The 19,974-nt window shown below is 66.8% G+C and carries 17 protein-coding genes and 3 pseudogenes; 17 read left to right on the top strand and 3 right to left on the bottom strand.

The window, feature by feature from the left end; genetic code table 11:
• Nucleotides 1-167: 167 nt before the first annotated feature.
• From ACQVLG_RS23080 to ACQVLG_RS23000, 17 genes and pseudogenes are all read left to right on the top strand, one after another.
• A complete protein-coding gene (locus ACQVLG_RS23080) occupies nucleotides 168-509 on the top strand; it encodes a Wzz/FepE/Etk N-terminal domain-containing protein (RefSeq protein WP_474291151.1) in 342 nt (113 codons plus the stop codon).
• A 4-nt stretch (nucleotides 510-513) separates the two neighbouring features.
• A complete protein-coding gene (locus ACQVLG_RS23075; RefSeq protein WP_474295769.1) occupies nucleotides 514-1,701 on the top strand; it encodes an XrtA system polysaccharide chain length determinant in 1,188 nt (395 codons plus the stop codon).
• Between the two features lie 19 nt (nucleotides 1,702-1,720).
• Nucleotides 1,721-2,050 (top strand): hypothetical protein, encoded by a 330-nt coding sequence (locus ACQVLG_RS23070; RefSeq protein ID WP_474291150.1) that lies wholly within the window; start codon nucleotides 1,721-1,723, stop codon nucleotides 2,048-2,050.
• Nucleotides 2,047-2,406: pseudogene (locus tag ACQVLG_RS23065) on the top strand (P-loop NTPase family protein); the annotation flags it as partial. The gene ACQVLG_RS23070 and the pseudogene ACQVLG_RS23065, both read left to right, overlap by 4 nt.
• A 176-nt stretch (nucleotides 2,407-2,582) precedes the next feature.
• Nucleotides 2,583-3,674, top strand: a complete 1,092-nt coding sequence (locus tag ACQVLG_RS23060; RefSeq protein WP_474291149.1) for a TIGR03016 family PEP-CTERM system-associated outer membrane protein — start codon at nucleotides 2,583-2,585, stop codon at nucleotides 3,672-3,674.
• The gene (locus ACQVLG_RS23055; RefSeq protein ID WP_474291148.1) at nucleotides 3,575-3,976 is read left to right on the top strand and encodes a hypothetical protein; all 402 of its coding nucleotides are present in this window, start codon (nucleotides 3,575-3,577) and stop codon (nucleotides 3,974-3,976) included. The genes ACQVLG_RS23060 and ACQVLG_RS23055 overlap by 100 nt, the downstream gene beginning before the upstream one ends.
• Before the next feature lie 108 nt (nucleotides 3,977-4,084).
• On the top strand, nucleotides 4,085-5,245 hold the full coding sequence (gene wecB / locus ACQVLG_RS23050) for a non-hydrolyzing UDP-N-acetylglucosamine 2-epimerase (RefSeq protein ID WP_474291147.1): 1,161 nt from the start codon (nucleotides 4,085-4,087) through the stop codon (nucleotides 5,243-5,245).
• Nucleotides 5,242-6,093, top strand: coding sequence for an XrtA system polysaccharide deacetylase (locus ACQVLG_RS23045; protein WP_474291146.1), 852 nt, complete (start codon nucleotides 5,242-5,244; stop codon nucleotides 6,091-6,093). Before wecB ends, ACQVLG_RS23045 begins: the two co-directional genes overlap by 4 nt.
• On the top strand, nucleotides 6,093-7,172 hold the full coding sequence (locus ACQVLG_RS23040; RefSeq protein WP_474295768.1) for a FemAB family XrtA/PEP-CTERM system-associated protein: 1,080 nt from the start codon (nucleotides 6,093-6,095) through the stop codon (nucleotides 7,170-7,172). The genes ACQVLG_RS23045 and ACQVLG_RS23040 overlap by 1 nt, the downstream gene beginning before the upstream one ends.
• A 15-nt stretch (nucleotides 7,173-7,187) precedes the next feature.
• Entirely contained in the window at nucleotides 7,188-8,483 is a 1,296-nt protein-coding gene (locus ACQVLG_RS23035) for a TIGR03087 family PEP-CTERM/XrtA system glycosyltransferase (protein WP_474291145.1), read from the top strand.
• Nucleotides 8,480-10,072 carry an exosortase A gene (gene xrtA / locus ACQVLG_RS23030; protein ID WP_474291144.1) on the top strand — a complete coding sequence of 531 codons (1,593 nt, stop codon included), beginning with the start codon at nucleotides 8,480-8,482 and terminating at the stop codon, nucleotides 10,070-10,072. Before ACQVLG_RS23035 ends, xrtA begins: the two co-directional genes overlap by 4 nt.
• Nucleotides 10,062-10,814, top strand: a complete 753-nt coding sequence (locus ACQVLG_RS23025) for a glycosyltransferase (RefSeq protein ID WP_474291143.1) — start codon at nucleotides 10,062-10,064, stop codon at nucleotides 10,812-10,814. Before xrtA ends, ACQVLG_RS23025 begins: the two co-directional genes overlap by 11 nt.
• Nucleotides 10,727-11,278, top strand: a complete 552-nt coding sequence (locus ACQVLG_RS23020; protein WP_474291142.1) for a glycosyltransferase — start codon at nucleotides 10,727-10,729, stop codon at nucleotides 11,276-11,278. The genes ACQVLG_RS23025 and ACQVLG_RS23020 overlap by 88 nt, the downstream gene beginning before the upstream one ends.
• A gap of 10 nt (nucleotides 11,279-11,288) precedes the next feature.
• Nucleotides 11,289-13,244, top strand: a pseudogene (locus ACQVLG_RS23015) (XrtA/PEP-CTERM system amidotransferase).
• 194 nt (nucleotides 13,245-13,438) lie between these two features.
• Nucleotides 13,439-14,482 carry a TIGR04063 family PEP-CTERM/XrtA system glycosyltransferase gene (locus ACQVLG_RS23010; RefSeq protein ID WP_474291141.1) on the top strand — a complete coding sequence of 348 codons (1,044 nt, stop codon included), beginning with the start codon at nucleotides 13,439-13,441 and terminating at the stop codon, nucleotides 14,480-14,482.
• Nucleotides 14,479-15,432 (top strand): annotated as a pseudogene (locus ACQVLG_RS23005) (glycosyltransferase family 4 protein); the annotation flags it as partial. The gene ACQVLG_RS23010 and the pseudogene ACQVLG_RS23005, both read left to right, overlap by 4 nt.
• A 245-nt stretch (nucleotides 15,433-15,677) precedes the next feature.
• Nucleotides 15,678-16,922: a phenylacetate--CoA ligase family protein gene (locus tag ACQVLG_RS23000; protein ID WP_474291140.1), complete on the top strand. Its 1,245-nt coding sequence runs from the start codon at nucleotides 15,678-15,680 to the stop codon at nucleotides 16,920-16,922.
• 14 nt (nucleotides 16,923-16,936) lie between these two features.
• Here ACQVLG_RS23000 and ACQVLG_RS22995 read toward each other — a convergent pair whose 3' ends face one another.
• The 3 genes from ACQVLG_RS22995 to ACQVLG_RS22985 all read right to left on the bottom strand — a co-directional run bounded on the left by ACQVLG_RS22995 (nucleotide 16,937) and on the right by ACQVLG_RS22985 (nucleotide 19,956).
• Nucleotides 16,937-17,806, bottom strand: coding sequence for a hypothetical protein (locus ACQVLG_RS22995; protein WP_230538055.1), 870 nt, complete (start codon nucleotides 17,804-17,806; stop codon nucleotides 16,937-16,939).
• Between the two features lie 10 nt (nucleotides 17,807-17,816).
• Complete coding sequence (locus ACQVLG_RS22990) at nucleotides 17,817-18,557, bottom strand: DUF3944 domain-containing protein (protein ID WP_230538056.1); 741 nt, start codon at nucleotides 18,555-18,557, stop codon at nucleotides 17,817-17,819.
• Nucleotides 18,558-19,251: 694 nt separating this feature from the next.
• A complete protein-coding gene (locus ACQVLG_RS22985) occupies nucleotides 19,252-19,956 on the bottom strand; it encodes a hypothetical protein (RefSeq protein WP_474291139.1) in 705 nt (234 codons plus the stop codon).
• Nucleotides 19,957-19,974 lie beyond the last annotated feature (18 nt).

The raw sequence follows: 19,974 nt of genomic DNA, 5'->3' as shown, positions 1-19,974 counted from the left end.
TATTAAAACCGGGCAAGTGAACCTTGAGGCGTATCAAGAAGCAATCATTTGGGGAAATCTTGCCCCTCAGCCGCCCTATACTTTGCTTACTCAACAGGCAAGCATTTCTTGCAAGACGCCGTCGCCCGCCCATCTGCCGTGCAGCACCGTTACCCGAAGGAAGCGACATGGAGCAATTGATACAGCAACTGCTTTCCGGTCTGAAAGGCATCTGGAAATACCGCTGGCATGCGGTCCTGGTGGCGTGGCTGGTGGCCATCGCCGGCTTCATCAAGGTGATCACCCTGCCCGACGACTTCCAGACGTCGGCGCGCGTGTTTGTCGATACGCAAACCATCCTCAAGCCCCTGCTGGCCGGCATGACCAGCGTGCCGAACACGGAACAGCAGGTGGCCATCATGAGCCGCACCCTGCTCAGCCGCCCGAACGTGGAGCGCGTCATGCGCATGGTCGACCTCGACCTCGATTCGAAGACGGCGCGCGAGCACGAAGCCCAGCCAGCTCGATGACTTGATGAGCCGCATCAAGATCACGGGCACCAATGCGTATGACATCTACACCATCAGCTACAGCGGGCGCGACCCGAAGCTGGTGCGCGACGTGGTGCAAAGCCTGCTGACCATCTTCGTCGAAGGCAGTTTCCAAGGCAAGAAGGGCGATTCGCAGAAGGCGGTGCAATTCATCGACGAACAGATCAAGAATTACGAGGACAAGCTGAGCGCGGCGGAAAACCTGGTGAAGGAATTCAAGATCCGCAACAACCTGCTGCTGCCGCGCCAGGGCATCGACTATGGCAGCCAGCTGCTGATGTCGTCCGATAGCCTGAACAATGCCAAGCTGGAACTGGTCGAGGCGGAACAGGCGCGCAAGGCCATCCAGAGCCAGATCGAGGGCGACGAACCCGTGCTCGACCTGGAGCCGAACGCGGCATCGATCACGAATCCCGAACTCGACGAGCGCATCGCCACGCTCAACAAGAACCTCGACAGCCTGCGCATGCAATTTACGGAATTGCATCCCGACATCATCGCCTCGAAGCGCCTCATCGCCCAGCTGGAAGAACGCAAGATCGAGGAAAGCAAGCTGAAAACGGCGTCCGGCGACCCGGGCAAGAACTACAGCCCCATGCTGCAGCAGCTGAAGGTGGCGCTGACGGACGCGGACGCCAAGGTGGCCGCCATCCGCGCCCGGGTGCAGGAATACAGCGCGCGCAACGAGCGCCTGCTGGCGCAAAGCAATGCCGTGCCCGAGGTGGAATCGCAGCTGGCGCAGCTCAACCGCGACTACATCATCAACAAGGAAAACTATGAAAAGCTGATCGGCCGGCGCGAAGCGGCCAAGCTGTCGGGCGAACTCAGCTCCACCACCGAGATGATGGCCTTCAAGATCATCGATCCGCCCACGGTGCAATATGCGCCCGTCGGCCCGAACCGCCCGCTGCTGTTTTCCGCGGCGCTGGGCGCGGCCCTGGTGGCCGGCGTGGCCACGGCCCTGCTGATCAGCCAGGTGCGCCCCACCTTCCTCAGCCCTTCCGAATTGCGCGACGCCACGGGCTTGAACGTGCTGGGCACGGTATCGATGAACTGGACGCCGCTGCAGCAGGTGCGCCGGCGCCGCGCCCGCTATGTGTTCAGCGCCTGCCTGGGCAGCCTGTTCCTGCTGTACGGCGGGGTCATGACGGCCGCGCTGCTGAAATTCTAGAGCCACCAGGGGAGCGACGATGAGCAGCAAGGACAGCGGCAAGCAGGAACCGACGATACTCGGCGTGGCCGAGGCCAGCGTGCCGTATGGCGTGGATGGCGCGGAGGCGGCCAGGTCGCCGCAGTACCGGCCCCTGAACCTGGACCGGCTGGCCGAGCAAGGCATGCTCACGCACGATGGCGGGCGCAGCGCCGTGGCCGAGGATTTCCGCATCATCAAGCGCCCGCTGCTGCGCCAGGCGCGCGCCAGCGGCGCCGAGGCCATCCGCAACGGCAACCTGATCGTCGTCACCAGCGCCATGCCCGGCCCGGCGAAGGCAAGACGTATTGCGCCGTCAACCTGGCCATGAGCATCGCCATGGAAATGGATATCACGGTGCTGCTGGTCGATGCCGACGTGGCGCGCCCGTCCGTGCTGAAAGTGCTGGGCCTGCCGCCGGAGCCGGGGCTGATGGACGTGCTGCTCGACCCGCAGCTGGCCATGGCCGACGTGATCCTGAAAACCAACGTGGCCAACCTGAGCATCCTGCCCGCCGGGCGCAGCAACAAGCACGCGACGGAATTGCTGGCCAGCCGCGCCATGAGCCGCCTGCTGGCCGAGATCGCCAGCCGCTACGCCGACCGCGTCGTCGTCTTCGACTCGCCGCCCCTCTTGATCACCAGCGAGGCGCACGCGCTGGTGGGCCAGATGGGGCAAGTGGTGATGGTGGTCGAGGCGGAAACGACGACCCAGCACGCCGTCAAGGAAGCGCTGCGCCAGATCGAAGGATGCGAACACATTCATCTGATCTATCTACAACAAGACCAAATCGTTCCCCGGCAACGACTACTACGGCTATGGCCATTACGATTAGCCGCCGGATTCCGCTGCCGCTGCTGCCCTTGCTGTCCCTGCTGCTGCCCCTGCCGGCCGGCGCGGTCGACTGGCTGGTCAAGCCCTCGCTGCGCCTGCGCGAAAGCTATACGGACAATGCCACGCGCGCGCCGCCCGGCCAGGCGCAATCGGACTTCATCACGGAAATCGCGCCCGCCATCGCCCTCATCGGCACGGGCCCGCGCCTGCGCGTCGACCTCGATTACAGCTGGCACAAATTCATCTCCGGGCAGCGCGGCAATACGGACGACCACCAGCTGCACGCCGCGGCCGACGCCGAGCTGGTCAAGGACTGGTTCTTCATCGATACCCATGCCAGCGTGAGCCGGCGCAACATCTCGCCGTTCGGCCCGCAACTGATAGCCGAGCTGCCCGACACGGACAATACCAGCACCGTGCGCACCACCAGCATCAGCCCCTACCTGCGCCACCGTTTCCGCGGCCTGGCCACGGCCGAGCTGCGCTACACGCGCAACACGGTCGCCAGCGGCGGCGGTCTGCTGTCCGTGCACAGCGATGAAATGGAATTGCTGCTCAGCGGCGAGCCGCGCGCCGGCGGCTGGTCCTGGAATGCCAGCCACGACGTGCGCCGCACGCAGGACAGCAAGCTCGCTTCCGTGCGCATGCAGCGCAGCAGCGTGGGCCTGCGCTATCCGTTCAGCAGGAAGTGGGCGGCCACGGCCAGCGGCGGCATGGAAAAGGAAGGCTATGCGTCGACCAGCGGCAAGGCGCCGGCGGGCCGCTTCTGGTCGCTGGGCGGCGTGTGGACCCCGTCGCCGCGCACCAGCGTGGCCTTCAGCACGGGCAAGCGCTTCTTTGGCACCACCTACAGCCTGGACGCCAATTTCCTGCAGCGCCATACCAACTGGCAACTGAGCTACAGCGAAAACATCACCACCCTGCCCACGCAGTTTGCGCGCCTGGGCGACGACCGCGACGCGCGGCCCAGCTGCTCGATCAATTGTGGCGCGGCCTCTTTCCGAATGCGCGCGACCGGCGCTTGCGCATCAATGCCTTCCTGCGCTACGCCAACAGCCTGGGGCCGGAACGGGGCGCCATCAATTACTTCAGCCACCGCTATTTCCTGGAAAAGCAGCTGAAGCTGACGATGGCGCGCGCCACGGCGAAAAGCACGATGGTCGCCGGCATCACGGCCGTCGACCGCACGGCGCAAACGGCCAGCGGCATCGACAGCGGCTTGCTGCCCGACATGGAGTTCGGCAGCGAAGACCGCACGCGCCAGATCGGCAGCAACGTGGGCTGGAGCTGGCAAGCCAGTGCGCGCACCAGCGTGAACGTCAATGCCGGCTACGCCAGCGTGCGCTCGCTGAGCGTGCCCCGGCGCGCAACAACAACATCACCGTCACGGCCGGCTACAGCCGCATCCTGCAGCCGGACATGACGGTCAGCATCGACGTGCGGCATACGCGGCACGCCAGCAACCACGGCGGCGATTACCGCGAAAACGGCGTCAGCGCCACGCTCAACATGCAATTCTAAGGAGCCCGCAATGTCCGACCCCGATCTTGCGTCCGCCGCGCCGGCGCACCTGCTGTGCGTGGTGGCCGCGCGCCCCAACCTGATGAAGATGGCGCCCATCCTGGCCGCCCTGGCCCGCCAGGCGCCCGCCGTGCGCGTGACCCTGCTGCATACGGGCCAGCATTACGACTCGGCCATGAACGGACAATTGTTTGCCGACCTGGACATGCGCCCGCCCGACCTTGCCCTCGACGTCGGCTCCGGCAACCACGCGCAGCAGACGGCCGAGATCATGCGGCGCTTCGACGCCGTGCTCGACGCGCATCCGCCGCTGGCGCCCGATGCCGTGCTGGTAGTGGGCGACGTCAATTCCACCCTCGCCTGCGCGCTGGTGGCGGCCAAGCGCGGCACGCCCGTGATCCACGTCGAGGCGGGCCTGCGCAGCGGCGACCGGCGCATGCCCGAGGAAATCAACCGCGTGCTGACGGATCAATTGTCCGATCTGCTGCTGACCAGCGAGGAAGGCGCGCGCGCCAACCTGCTGCGCGAAGGCATCGCCCCCGAACGCATCCACTTCACGGGCAACGTCATGATCGACAGCCTGCGGCAGCAGCTGCCAAGCGCAGTCCGGCCCGACATCACCGTGCGCGCGCATGGCCACGCCTGTCCGCCCGCCTACGGACTCTTGACCTTGCACCGGCCGTCGAACGTGGATGATCCGGCGCAACTGGAAGCGCTGCTGCAGGCGCTGGGGCAACTGTCATGCCAGCTGCCGCTGCTGTTTCCCATCCACCCGCGCACGGCGGCCGGCCTGCGCCTGGCGGGCCTGGAACCGCTGCTGGCGCGGCACGCCATCGTCCGCCTGCCGCCGCTGGGCTATCTGGAAATGCTGGGCCTGATGCAGGGCGCGCGCCTGGTGCTGACGGATTCGGGCGGCATCCAGGAAGAAAGCACGGCCCTGGGCGTGCCCTGCCTGACCCTGCGCGCCAACACGGAGCGCCCCGTCACCGTCACCGATGGCACGAATACCCTGGCCGGCACGGATCCCGCCGCCATCCTGGCGCTGGCGCGCGCCATCCTGGACACGGGCGGCAAGCGGGGCCGCATTCCGCCCCTGTGGGATGGCCACGCGGCCACGCGCATCGCCGCCGTCATCGCGCCCTGGCTGGCGGCGCGCCGGGGGCCGCCATGACGCCGCCAGTCCGTCTGCGCAACGCGCTGACCATCGACGTGGAAGACTATTTCCAGGTCTCCGCCTTCGCGCCGCACATCGCGCGCGCCGACTGGCCCCGCCTGGAATGCCGGGTCGAGGCGAACATCGAGCGCATCCTGCTGCTGCTGGAAAGCCGCCGCATCCACGCCACCTTTTTCACCCTGGGCTGGATCGCCGAGCGCTATCCGGCCATGCTGCGCCGCGTGGCCGCCGCCGGGCACGAGGTGGCCAGCCACGGCTATGCGCACCTGCGCGCCAGCGAGCAGTCGGCCGCGCAGTTCGCCGACGACGTGCGCCGCAGCAAGACCATCCTGGAACAGTTGACGGGGCTGGCCGTGCGCGGCTACCGGGCGCCCAGCTTTTCCATCGGCGCGGCCAATCTATGGGCCTTCGACGTGCTGCAGGAAGCGGGCTACCGCTACAGTTCCAGCATCTATCCGATCCGCCACGACCATTACGGCATGCCCGATGCGCCCCGCTTCGCCTGGCGCCCGCGCGGACCGCAGGGCGTGCTGGAATTGCCCGTCAGCACCGTGCGCCTGCGCGGGCGCAACCTGCCGGCCGGCGGCGGCGGCTATTTCCGATTGCTGCCGTATGCACTGTCGCGCTGGCTTTTGCGACGCATCAATTCGCGCGACGGGCAAGCTGGCATATTCTATTTTCATCCCTGGGAACTCGATCCCGGCCAGCCGCGCCCGCCGGGCCTGAGCGCAAAGACGCGCTTTCGCCACTACCTGAACCTGGGGTGCATGGAAGCGCGGCTGGCGCGCCTGACGCGCGACTTCGTCTGGGACCGCATGGACCGCATTTTTCTGGAAAGCACATGATGCACGAGGCCAGTCTTCTTCCCGACACGGCGCAGTCCAGCGACACCATCGCCGTGCGCGCGCTGCAGCCGCACGAGCACGCGCGCTGGGATGCCTTTGTCGACGCCTGCCCCGAGGCCACCTTCTTTCACCGGGCTGGCTGGCACACCATCATGGAACAGGGTTTTCACCATGACAGCTATTTCCTGTACGCGGAACAGAACGGGCGCATCGCCGGCGTGCTGCCGCTGGCCCATCTGCGCAGCCGCCTGTTCGGCGCTTCCCTCGTTTCGCTGCCGTTCTGCGTGTACGGCGGCACCGCCGGCGGCAGTGCTCCCGTGCGCCAGGCGCTCGACAGTGCCGCGCTGGCGCTGGCGCGGCGCCTCGGCGTGGGCCACCTGGAATACCGCTGGCGCGAAGCGCCGGAAAACATGGCGACTTCCTGGCTGCAGAAACCCCTGTACGCCACCTTCCGCCGGCCGTTAAGTCCCGATGCCGAGCAGAATCTGCTGGCCATACCCCGCAAGCAGCGCGCCGTCGTGCGCAAGGCCATGGCCGGCGGCCTGCACAGCGCCATCGACTATGACCTGCGCCATTTCTACCCGATCTACGCGGCCAGCGTGCACCGGCTGGGCACGCCCGTCTTCGCGCGCCGCCATTTTGCCCTGCTGCGCGCGGTTTTCGGCGACGCCTGCGAGATCCTCACCGTGTATCACGGCCAGCAGGCGCAGGCCAGCGTGCTGCTGTTCTATTTCCGCGATGAAGTGCTGCCGTATTACGGCGGCGGCAGCGTGCTGGCGCGCAGCACGGGCGCCAACGACTTCATGTACTGGGAAGCGATGCGCCGCGCCAGCGCGCGCGGCTACCGCCTGTTCGATTTCGGCCGCAGCAAGCTGGGCACCGGGGCATACGACTTCAAGAAGAACTGGGGTTTTACGCCGCAGCCGCTGCCGTATGCCAGCCAGCTGGTGCGCGCCAGGGCCTTACCGGAGGTCAATCCACTCAATCCCAGGTACGCGCTGTTCATCCGCGCCTGGCGCCGCCTGCCGCTGCCGCTGGCCAACCTGCTGGGGCCGCACATCGTGCGGCAACTGGGCTAAGCACCGGGACACGCCATGCGCGAACTGCTCTTCCTTTCACACCGCTTGCCGTATCCGCCCAACAAGGGCGACAAGATACGCTCGTGGCACATGCTGCAGTACCTGAGCCGGCATTTCCGCGTCCACCTGGGCTGTTTCATCGACGATGACGACGACTGGCAGCACGCGAAAAGCGTGGCCGCCCTGTGCGCCAGCACGCGCTTCATTGAATTGCGGCGCGGCACGGCCCGCTGGCGCGCCCTGCAGGCGCTGCTGTCGCGGCAAGCCATGAGCGTGCAGTACTACCGCGATGCGCGGCTGCTGCAATGGGTCGATGGCGTGCTATCGGGCGGCAAGGTGCGCCACGCGCTGGCCTTTTCCGGGCCGATGGCGCAATACATCGACGGCAGCGCGGGCCGCGCCCTGCACCGCGTGATCGATTTCGTCGACGTCGATTCCGACAAATGGCGCCAGTACGGCGACAGCAAGCCCTGGCCCGTGTCGCTGCTGTACCGGCGCGAAGCGCAGCTGCTGCTGCAGTACGAGCGCCATATCGCCCAGCAGTTCACGGCCGCCAGCTTCGTCTCGCCCGCCGAAGCGGCCCTGTTCCGCCAGTGCGCGCCGATGGCGCGGCGCAAGACGGGGTATTTCAACAATGGCGTCGACACGGCGTATTTCGCGCCCATGGCGGCCCAGCCCGCAATCTATGCGCCCGGCGTGCAGGCGCTGGTGTTTACGGGCGCCATGGATTACTGGCCGAACATCGACGCCGTGCAATGGTTCGTGCGCCATGTCTGGCCCGCGCTGCGGCGCCAGTTTCCCCAGCTGCAGTTCTACATCGTCGGCAGCGCGCCCGTGCCCGCCGTGACGGCGCTGGCCCGGGTGGCCGGCGTGGTGGTGACGGGCAAGGTGCCCGACATCCGCCCCTACCTGGCCGGCGCGGCGCTGGCCGTGGCGCCGCTGCGCATCGCCCGCGGCGTGCAAAACAAGGTGCTCGAAGCGATGGCGATGGGCAAGATCGTGCTGGCCACGCCGCAGGCGCTGGAAGGCATCGCCGCCCAGCCGGGCCTGGAATTGCTGCTGGCGCGCGACGACGCCGAATTCATCCACCATGCCGCGCGCGTGCTGCGCAATGCCCAGGGCGGCGGGACCGAAGGCAGCGGCGCGGCCATCGGCGCGGCGGCGCGCCAGCTGGTGTTGCAGGATTACGACTGGGAACGCAACCTGCGGGGCCTGGGCGCCATGCTGGGTGTATCGGCCGAGGCCGGTACCGATGCGCCTGCCAGCGGCGCCGCCGCGCCTTTGCTGCCCGTGCGGGAGCCATCTACATGAGTCTGCAACTCGACGAGCTGGCCCGATTGCCGGACGCGGCCGTCCTGCCGCATGCGCAGAATCAGCAGCAAGCGCTGGCGATCCTGCTGCTGGCCCTGGCCGCCGTCGTGCTGCTGTACCACGCCACCTTCTGGTCGATGGTGGAACTGTGGTCGCGCTCGCAGACCTTCGCGCACGGCTTCCTGATCGTGCCCATCAGCTGCTGGCTGGCCTGGCGCCAGCGGGCGCCCCTGGCCGCGCTGGCGCCCCAGCCGTCGCGGGGCGGCTTGCTGCTGCTGGGCGCGCTGGGGCTGGCCTGGCTGCTGGCCGACGCCGCCAACGTGCCCGTGGTGGAGCAATATGCGGCCACGGCCATGCTGCCCGCCTGCGTGCTGGCCATCCTCGGCTGGCCGGCCGTGCGCCTGCTGGCCTTTCCCCTCGCGTATCTGTTCCTCGCCGTGCCGTTTGGCGAAGTCTTCCTCGATCCCCTGATCGACTTCACGGCCGCCTTCACGGTAACGGCGCTGCAATGGACGGGCGTGCCCGTGTTCCGCGACGGCAGCAATTTTTCTCTGCCCACCGGCAACTGGTCGGTGGTGGAAGCGTGCAGCGGCTTGCGCTACCTGATCGCCGCGCTGGCCCTGGGCGCCCTGTTCGCCCACGTCAATTTCCACAGCACGCGGCGGCGCCTGGCCGTCATGGCCGCCGCCCTGCTCGTGCCCATCCTCGCCAATGGCGTGCGCGCCTACCTGATCGTGATGCTGGGCCACCTGAGCAATATGCGCCTGGCCGTGGGCGTCGACCACCTGATCTATGGCTGGCTGTTCTTCGGCCTGGTGGCGCTGCTGCTGTTCTGGCTGGCCGCGCGCTGGCGCGAATTGCCGCTGGCGCGCGCCGCGCGGCCGTTGACACTGCCCGCCCGGCCTGGCGCCAGCGCCGCTGCGGCCAGCACGCGCGCCGTCATCCGCGCCAGCATCGCCTGCCTGCTGCTGGCGGCGCTGTGGCCGGCGCTGGCCCTGGCCAGCCAGCGCCACGATGGCACGGCGGCGCCCGGCTCCCCCGCCGTGCTGGCCTTGCCCGATCCGCCCGCCTGGCGCCGTCTGCATGCCGCGCCGCCCGTCTGGCAAGCGCCGTATGCGGGCGCGCCGGCGCGCTTTGCCGCCACGTATGCGCGCCGGGATGGCGACGGCGCGCCGGTCGGCTTGCAGCTGCACTGGTATGCGCGCCAGGCGCGCGATGCCGAACTGCTGACGCACCAGGCCCTGCCCTACGGCCCCCGCTGGATGGCGCTGGCGCAGCGCATGCGGCCCGTCAGCGTGGCCAGCGGCGTCCTGGGCGTGCGCGAAAGCGTGCTGGGACACGGCGGCGAACGCCTGCTCGTGTGGCGCGTCTACCGCCAGGGCGGCATCGTCACGGCCCGGCCCGTGCTGGTGAAGCTGCTGCTGGCGCAAGCCAAGCTGCTGGGCAGGCGCCAGGATGGCGCCGACATCCTCGTCTTTGCCGCCTACGACGAGCTGGCGCCGCCGCCGCGCGCGCACCTGCAAGCCTTCCTGCAAGCGGCGCTGCCTGTCATCGAACAACGCCTGCAGGAGCTGCCGCATGGCCCTTGACCTCGCTACCGTCCGCCCCCGGCAAGCGGCCGAAGGGCCCGGCGGCGCCCCCCTGATCGTGCACGTGATCCACCAGCTCGACGTGGGCGGCCTGGAAAACGGCCTGGTGAACCTGATCAACCATCTGCCGCCCGAACGCTACCGGCATGCCATCGTCTGCCTGAAAAACGCCACCGCGTTTCGCCAGCGCCTGACCACCCCAGGCGTCGAGGTGATCAGCCTGGACAAGCGCGAAGGCAAGGACTGGCGCCACTACCTGCGCCTGTACCGCGTGCTGAAACAGCTGCATCCGGCACTCGTGCACACGCGCAACCTGGGCTGCCTCGAAGCGCAATTGCTGGCCTGGCTGGCCGGCGTGCGCCTGCGCGTGCATGGCGAACACGGGCGCGACATGAGCGACTTGCACGGCACCCGCCGCAAATACCGGCTGCTGCGCGCAAATGCATGCTGCCGCTGGTGCAGCACTTCATCGCCGTCAGCGCCGACCTGGGGCAATGGCTGGTGGACGTCATCGGCGCGGCGCCCGCGCAGGTGTCGCACATCGGCAATGGCGTCGACAGCGTGCAATTCCACCCGCGCCTGGGGCCGCCGGCCGCCGTCGGGCCGCCCGGCTTCCTGTGCAACGGCGCCTTCGTCATCGGCAGCGTGGGCCGCATGGCCGCCGTCAAGGACCATGCCTCGCTGGTGCAAGCCTTCCTGCTGTTGCTGGCGCAGCCGGGCGCCCGCGCGCGCCTGCGCCTGATCATCGTCGGCGACGGGCCGTGCCGCCAGGCGTGCCTGGACCTGCTGCGCCAGTCCGGCGTGGCGCACCTTGCCTGGCTGCCCGGCGCGCGCGACGACGTGGCGCAGCTGCTGCGCGCCATGGACCTGTTCGTGCTGCCCTCGCTGGCCGAAGGCAGTTCGAACACCATCCTCGAAGCCATGGCGACGGGGTTGCCCGTCGTCGCCACGCAGGTGGGCGGCAATGCGGAACTGGTGCAGTCGGGCTGGAGCGGCACGCTGGTGCCGCCCGGTTCGCCCGAGATGCTGGCCGACGCCATGCTCGACTACTACAGCATGCCGGAACTCGGTCCGCGCCACGGCGCGCGCGGGCGGCGCCAGGTGCTGGCCGAGCACAGCCTGCCCGCCATGGCCGGCGCCTACCTGGCCGTGTACGACCGCCTGACGGGCGCGCGCCAGCCCTCTCCCCTGTCCACCTATCCCTGAAAGGCCTCCCATGTGCGGCATCAGCGGCATCTTTGATTTGCAGGGCCAGCGCGACATCGACGTGCTGCTGCTGGCGCGCATGAACCACAGCCTGCGCCACCGCGGGCCGGACGAAGGAGGATTGCACCGCGAACCGGGACTGGGCCTGGCGCACCGGCGCTTGTCCGTGATCGACCTGGCCAGCGGCCAGCAGCCGCTGTTCAACGCCGACCGCAGCATCGCCATCGTCTTCAATGGCGAAATCTACAACTATCGCAGCCTGATGGCGGAACTGCGCCAGTTCGGCCACACCTTCCGCACCAGCAGCGACACGGAAGTCATCGTCCACGCCTGGGAACAGTGGGGAGAACAATGCGTGCGGCGCCTGCGCGGCATGTTCGCCTTCGCCCTGTGGGACCGCCGGCGCCACCTGCTGTTCCTGGCGCGCGACCGCCTGGGCGTCAAACCCCTGTATTACGGCGAGGCGCAGGACGGCACCCTGCTGTTCGGCTCCGAACTGAAAGCCCTGCTCGCGCATCCGGCCATGCCGCGCGCGCTCGACCCGCTGGCCGTGGAAGAGTATTTCGCCTACGGCTACGTGCCCGAGCCGCGCAGCATCTTCCAGCATGCGCGCAAGCTGCCGCCCGGGCATACCCTGTCGATCCGCGCCGGCCAGCCGCTGCCCGCGCCGCAAGCGTACTGGGATATTCCGTTCACGCCGAATCCCCCCGCCAGCGAGGCGCAGGCGGCCGACGAACTGCTGGCGCGCCTGCGCGAAGCGGTGCGCATCCGCATGGTGGCCGAAGTGCCGCTGGGGGCATTCCTGTCGGGCGGCGTCGATTCGAGCGCCGTCGTGGCGCTGATGGCGGGGGCCAGCAGCACGCCCGTCAACACCTGCTCCATCTCGTTCGGCGACCCGGCGTACAACGAGGCGCGCTACGCCGACCTGGTGGCGCGCCGCTACGGCACGGCGCACCACGCGCGCCAGGTCGAGCAAGACGACTTCGAGCTGATCGACCTGCTGGCCAATTTGTACGACGAACCGTTCGCCGACAGTTCCGCCATGCCCACCTACCGCGTTTGCCAGCTGGCGCGCCAGCGGGTCACGGTGGCCCTGTCGGGCGACGGCGGCGATGAAAGCCTGGCCGGCTACCGGCGCTACCGCCTGCACACGCGCGAGGAAAAAGTGCGCAAGGCGATGGATCCGCTGCTGCCGGCCGGCCTGCGCCAGTCGCTGTTCGGCACCCTGGGGCGGCTCTGTATCCGAAGGCCGACTGGGCACCCCGCTTCCTGCGCGCCAAGACCACCTTCGAAGGCCTGGCGCGCGACACGACGGACGCGTATTTTCACGGCGTCAGCCTGCTGGGCGACGCCATGCGCGCGCGCCTGTTCAGCCCCGAGCTGCGCCGCAGCCTGCACGGCTACCGCGCCGTCGAGGTGCTGCGCCGCCACGCGCTGGCCAGTCCCGCGCAGGATCCGCTGTCGCAGGTGCAGTATCTGGACCTGAAAACCTACCTGCCTGGCGACATCCTCACGAAAGTCGACCGGGCCAGCATGGCGCATGCGCTGGAAGTGCGCTCGCCCCTGCTCGACCATGAACTGGTGGCGTGGATGTCGGGCCTGCCGCCGCAATTCAAGCTGCGGCGCGGCGAAGGCAAGTACCTGCTGAAAAAAGCCCTGCGCCCGCTGCTGCCCGACAGCCTGCTGTACCGCCAGAAGATGGGCTTTTCCGTGCCGCTGGCCGACTGGCTGCGCGGCCCCGCTGCGCCAGCGCCTGCAGCAGCGGCTGCTGGGGCCCACCCTGGCGCAGTGCGGCCTGTTCGACATGGATTACGTGCGCCTGCTGCTGGAACAGCATGCGAGCGGGCGGCGCGACTACAGCGCGCCCCTGTGGGCGCTGCTGATGTTCGAAGCCTTTTTGCGCCAGGTGCTGCCCGTCGATGGCCGCAAGGCGGCGGTAGCCGCGCCGGCCATGGCCATGGAGTGAATCCATGCGCATCCTGCACATCCTCGACCACTCGCTGCCGCTGCACAGCGGCTACACCTTCCGCACCCTGGCCATCCTGCGGCAGCAGCGCGCGCTGGGCTGGCACACCACGCAGCTCACGAGTGCCAAGCAGGGGCCGGCCGACGGCGCGCAGCAGCTGGTGGAAGGCTGGCATTTCTACCGCACGGCGCCCGATGCCCGCTGGTGGGCGCGCCTGCCCGTGCTGCGGCAAGTGGCCGTCATCCTCGGCCTGGCCGTGCGCCTGCGCCAGCCAGCTGGCGCAACGGCTCGAGCCCGACATCCTGCATGCGCACTCGCCCGCCCTGAACGCCATCGCCGCCATCAATGCGGGACGCGCGCTGGGCATCCCCGTCGTGTATGAGGTGCGCGCCTTCTGGGAAGACGCGGCCGCCGACCATGGCAGCAGCCGGCCCGGCGGCCTGCGCTACCGCCTCACGCGGGCGCTGGAAACCTATGCGCTGCGCCGCGCCGACGCCGTCACCACCATCTGCGAGGGCTTGCGGCGCGAACTGTGCGCGCGCGGCGTGCCCGCGCATAAGATCACGGTGATCCCGAACGCCGTCGATGCCGGCGCTTTCAGCACCACCGCGCCCGACGACCTCTGGCTGGCGCACAAACTGGGCTTGCATGGCCACCTGGTCATCGGCTTCATCGGCTCCTTCTATGCCTACGAGGGACTGGCCCTGCTGCTGCGCGCCATGCCGCGCCTGCTGGCGGCGCATCCGGCATTGCGCCTGCTGCTGGCCGGCGGCGGCCCGCAGGAAGCGGCGCTGCGCGCGCTGGCGGCGCAACTGGGCATCGAGGGTGCAGTGGTCTTCGCGGGCAGAGTGCCGCACGCGCAGGTGGCCGCGTATTATCAGCTGGTCGACATCTGCGTGTATCCGCGCCTGCCCATGCGCCTGACGGAACTGGTAACGCCCTTGAAACCGTTAGAGGCGATGGCGCAGGGGCGCCTGGTGGTGGCCTCCGACGTGGGCGGCCACCGCGAACTGGTCGAACATGGCAAGACGGGCATGCTGTTTCGCGCCGGCGACGCCGCGGCGCTGGCGCAGGCCGTATTGCACCTGCTGCTGGCGCCCGACAGCTGGCCGCTGCTGCGGCGCCAGGCGCGCGCCTTCGTCGAGACGGAGCGCAGCTGGGGCGCCAGCGTGGGCCGCTATGCGCCAGTGTATGCGCGCGTAACCGCGGCGCGCGTGGCGGCGGGAGCGATGCCATGATCTTCACGGGCTTGCGCATCGCGCTGGTCGGCCCGCTGCCGCCGCCGGCCGGCGGCATGGCGAATCAGACGGCGCAGCTGGCGAAGCTGTTGCGCGACGACGGCGCGCAAGTGCAGCTGCTGGCCGTCAACGGTCCCGCGCTGCCGCCCTGGCTGGCGCGCATCCGCTACCTGCGCGCCGCGTTGCGCCTGCCCGTGCACCTGTGGCGCCTGTGGCGCGCCGCCAATACGGTCGACCTGTTCCACATCATGGCCAATTCCGGCTGGTCCTGGCATCTGCAGGCCGCGCCGGCCCTGTGGATCGCCAGCCTGAAAGGCAAGCCGGCCCTGCTCAACTACCGGGGCGGCGAAGCGGCCGCTTTTTTCGCCCGTTCGCCGCGTCTGGTCTCCATGAGCCTGCGCCGCGCCAGCGCCATCGTCGTGCCCTCGGCCTACCTGGCCGGCATCTTCGAGCAGTACGGCCATACGGCCCACATCGTGCCCAACGTGGTGGACTTGCAGCGCTTTGCGCCCGCCGCGCCGCGTGCGCATGGCGCTGCCGGCCCGTGCATCCTCGTGGCGCGCCACCTGGAAAGCCTGTACGACAATGCCAGCGCCGTGCGCGCCCTGGCCATCGTGCGACGCAGCTATCCCACGGCGCGCCTGGTGCTGGCCGGCGGCGGGCCGCAGCGCGCTGCGCTGGCGCGCCTGGCCAGATCCCTGGGCGTGGACGCTGCCGTGCGCTTCGCCGGCCCCGTCGACAACGCCGCCATGCCGGCGCTGTACCAGGCCAGCGACATCGTGCTCAACCCCAGCCTGGCCGACAACATGCCCAATTCCGTGCTCGAGGCGCTGGCCTGCGGCGTGCCCGTCGTCAGCACCAACGTGGGCGGCATTCCCGCCCTGCTGCAAGACGGCGTGACGGCGCTGCTGGTGCCGCCCGGCGATCCGGCCGCCATGGCGCAGGCCATCGTGGCGCTGCTGCGCGACCCGCGCCGCGCGCGGGCGCTGGCGGACGCGGGCCTGGCACATGGGGCCGCCTTTGGCTGGCCCGGCATCGCGCCCAGGCCCAGGCTGGCCGCGCATTACCGCCGCATCCTCGCCGCGCCGCGCCCCGGCGCCTATACGCGGCTCGTCGCCCGCTGGCTGTTTCCCCTGCACGAATGGCTCAAGGGCCACCATAGTGCGCGCCTGCTGCGCCGCCTGGAACGCTCGCAGTGGTGGAGCGCGGAGCAGCTGCGGGGGAGTGGCAACTGGCGCGCCTGCGCCACCTGCTGCGCCACGCGGGCCGGCACGTGCCCTACTACCGCGCCCTGTTCGCCCGCTGCGGCTTCGATCCGGAGCAGCTGCGCCAGCTTTCCGACCTGGCGCGCCTGCCGCTGCTGCGCAAGGCTGACATTGCGGGCGCGCGCGACAGCTTCAAATCCGCCCGCGCCGTGGGCTTGCGCCCGTTCGCCACGGGCGGCTCCAGCGGCCAGCCGCTGCAGTTTTTCCTGGGACGCCGCAGGGTCAGCCACGACATCGCCGCCAAGTGGCGCGCCACGCGCTGGTGGGGCGTCGATATCGGCGACCGCGAAGCCGTGCTGTGGGGCTCGCCCATCGAGCTGCATGCGCAGGATCGCGTGCGCCGCCTGCGCGACGCGCTGCTGCGCACCACCCTGCTGCCCGCGTTTGCCATGTCGCCCGACCGCCTGGACGGCTACGTGCGGCAGTTGCGCCGCTGGCGCCCGCGCATGCTGTTCGGCTATCCGTCGGCACTGTGCCGCATCGCCAGCCACGCGAGCGCGCGCGACCTGCCGCTCGATGGCCTGGGCGTCAAAGTGGCCTTCGTCACGGCCGAACGCCTGTACGACGAGCAGCGCGCGCAGATCGCCGCCGCCTTCGGCTGCCCCGTCGCCAACGGCTACGGCGGGCGCGACGCGGGCTTCATCGCCCACGAATGCCCGGACGGCGGCATGCACATCACGGCCGAAGACATCATCGTGGAAATTGTCGATGGCCAGGGCCAGCCGCTGCCGCCAGGGGTCACGGGCGACATCGTCGTCACCCACCTGGCCACGCAGGACTACCCCTTCATCCGCTACGCCACGGGCGACGTGGGCGCGCTGGGCACGCAGCCCTGCGCCTGCGGACGCGGCCTGCCCCTGCTGCAAAAGATCGAAGGGCGCAGCACGGATTTCCTCACGGCGCTCGACGGCACCGTCATGCACGGCCTGGCCCTCGTCTACATCGTGCGCGAACTGCCGCAGGTGCGCAGCTTTAAAATCATCCAGGAAAGCCTGCTGCGCACGCGCGTGCTGCTGGTCTGCCAGCCGCGCCTGGACGACGCCACGCGCAGCGCCATCGTCAGGGGCTTCCAGGCCAGGCTGGGCGCGCAAGTCGACATCGCCATCGAGGAAGTCGACGAGATCGCGGCGGAGGCGTCGGGCAAGTACCGCTATGTGGTGAGCGAGGTGGCGTAGGCAGGCAACCTGCGTTACATTGCCACCCGGCCCGCCGGCAGCGACAGCAGCATTTTTCCGTGCTCGGATTGGAAAAGCTGTTTCGCATTGGCCTCGATCGAACGATAGACCTCGCTGCGCGCTCCGGCGACGCCGCGTATCACTTCGCGGTGTAACTCATTCATGAAATGACGGAAAATTTGCAGACCATCGTTGAATCGCCCTGCACCGTCGAGCAGGATATGCTCTGCAAGCCGCAGTTTGCCGATACGCGCGCAAAGCAGGTATTCGATATGAATTCCCGCAGGCATCATGTCGAGCATTAATTGGGCGAAATTGGTGATCAGCTCAAAATGCGTTGCGGACACGTCTTTGGACGACTTCGTCAAGGCAAGAATATTATCGATAAAGGACAACACTTCATTGCGTTTCGCCGCCATGCTGGTCAACAGCGGAATGGCAAGCTCGCGTATTTCCGATGCCAGGCTACGATCCTGCAACAAGGTTCGCGCTGCCTCCACCAGTCCTACATATTCACTGATCTTATCCATGTAAAATACAATGTGCTGCGAGCGCACATCTTGCGCAATGACATCGACAGTGGCCTGGATTTTATCCAGTTTCTTTGCCAGATATTTTGTCTGCACCACGATCGCGGCAAGAATAATGCCGGTCGAAACGGCCGCGGCGATCGCCGTCGTCGCCTGCGCCATTTTCAGCGCTTCTTCCACGCTCTTGGCCGCACTTTCCTTGAATGGAAGATGCTGGATGATGCCAGACCCGCCGCTACCCTCGGCCCAGTATGCCACGCCGTCATGTATGGCTGCCTTGCCTTCCGCCATCGCTTGTATCAACACCGGCTTCAATTTGGCCTGGTCGATGATCCATATCGTTTCTTGCAACATTTACATTTCCTTAGAAAAATTCACGTGCTTCGCATTCCCGCCGCATATAAGCGATCTGAATGACGGCAGGGATCGTTACGCGATATGCGGCGCCGCTGATTGCGGGCACGGTGAGCGCTGCCGACACGGCCAATCCGACCGGTCCGGCAAACATGGCCAGGCTTCTGCCCAGTCCACCTGTCGCAATGACGCCAAGTGCCCGTCCCGCGAACATGCTTGCAGCGGATGTGGCGATCAGTGCCGATATCTGCAAAGAACCGATGCCGCTCGACAAGGCCGCTTTCAGCAAGGCCAATCCTTCCGCATCGCGTAAGTTATTGCCGATATCAAATTCCTTCAGCAGCGAAGCACGTTGTTCCGCACCGAGCTTTTCCCAGGCATCGCCGATGAATTTCTCCAGCAGCTTGTTTTCCATCAGATAGGCGGAACTGTTTTTTTCCGTCTTGACTTTCTGGTTATCGCACACGTCCGATAAAATCTCCTTGTAAAGCACGCCATCGCCGCGAAACAGGTTGACGATCGTGTCGCCGCCGAAATGCTGAAGCTCGCCGGCAATCAACTTCCAGCATTGCCGGTGCTGGTCCTTCTTTCCAGCAAACTTCTTGAAGTTGTCGTCCTCAAGAAGTTCGCTGGCGATGCGAGCCGATCCATCTTTGTCGTGCGTGAGATAGCCCGCCAAAACACGCAAATCCTCTTCCTTGCAATACGGCAGGAATGCGAGGTCTTCATCGACGCGATATTTGATACCCATATTTCCCCTTGGTAATTTTCTTATATTGTATTTTTAATCGCGCCCAACTTACAAGGCAAAACAAGGAAAAACATGCAATATGAAGCCGATACTTTTATTTCGAAATGGCAATTAACGCCACTATCTTCGCCAAACTGATTTTCCAAAACAATGACCTCGACCTTTTTCTCAGGAAAATACATTTCAATGGATGTAAATCCCAGGCCCAGACCTGTGGCAAATCGGGCAGGTATCTACTCACGGGCCTTTGCAAGTCTATCCATGATCCGAAAATTATCGCCCGGATTTAACCGTGTTCTATTTTCAATATCCGAATAGCCAAAGGCTTTTGAGTATCTGGTCTGGCCATATTTCGTGAGGAGGATGACGCCATTGAAACTTCTTGGACTTGTTGATCTTGCCACGCTGTCGATTTTGGCGGAATAATCATCTGCCTTTTCCGCATGTGAATGCTATCCAACCTGGGGCATGCACGCATGCGGAGATCGTCAACAAAAAAATATAGCGCGGATATTTTCAGTGGCAGCATCGTTTTTCTTTCAGTATGGAGATTCTGATTTGATTTATTATTGCCATGTAAACGCGTATTTTCATCACAAGAAGTCCTGCAGGATTAACGATATGACAAGTGCAGGCCTGTCAGTGAGTGCGGATCCAGGCTGGCAAAAGAAGGAAGGCTGGGCACGCCGGGCATTCAGTCGTCCACCAGATCGAAGTCGGCAAGCAAACCGTCCGCGGTCAGGTAAACCAGCAATTTGCGCTCCGGCTTGATTCCGCTGACATGGTAGGCAAGGACGCTGTCCACCTTGCTGCCATGACGTTCGATCTCCCGGCCAGCAACCACTTGCTCGTGCAAAAAAGTGAGCGACTTAACATTGACGAGTTCGCCAATGGCTTGCGTGCCAAAGTTGTTCTTGACGCCCGCTGTGGCGAAGGCCGAATTGGCCAGGGCGCTGCCGCCACGCGCAATGTCGGCCAGCAAGGCCTGCACACTCCGGGTACGCGCAGGCTGGGGGTCGGGGCGCGCTTTCAAAGTGTGCATCAGCGGGCCGATGCGCGGCGCCTTGTTGGCTTTGCCCTTGGTCGTCACGACGACGTCCGTCACCTCTCCTTGTGCATCGACGACGAAAGCCAGTTCGCAATTGCGCGACGTCGAATGGAAACGGTGCGCGCCGGCAGGCACGAAAGTTTCGTCGGGCAAGCCATCGTAAATGCTGCGCAGCTGGCCACCCTGCATATCGAAGGTGCCCATCGTGTTGTTCGCCAACTCGTAGCGGCCCGTGTAGCGGCCGAGCGCCCTGGCATCGATGTGGATGGCGGGCTGCTTGCGCAATACGTCGTAGTCGGCATCCGGCCAGCGATAGGCGCGGCCGATGGCGGCGGTCAGGCGGTCCATCATGCGGGAATTGTCATTCGC

The sequence above is a fragment of the Janthinobacterium sp. TPC_1 genome, from assembly GCF_056037845.1.
Note: the sequence above shows the minus strand (reverse complement) of the source record. Positions and strands in the feature narration are given on the sequence as shown.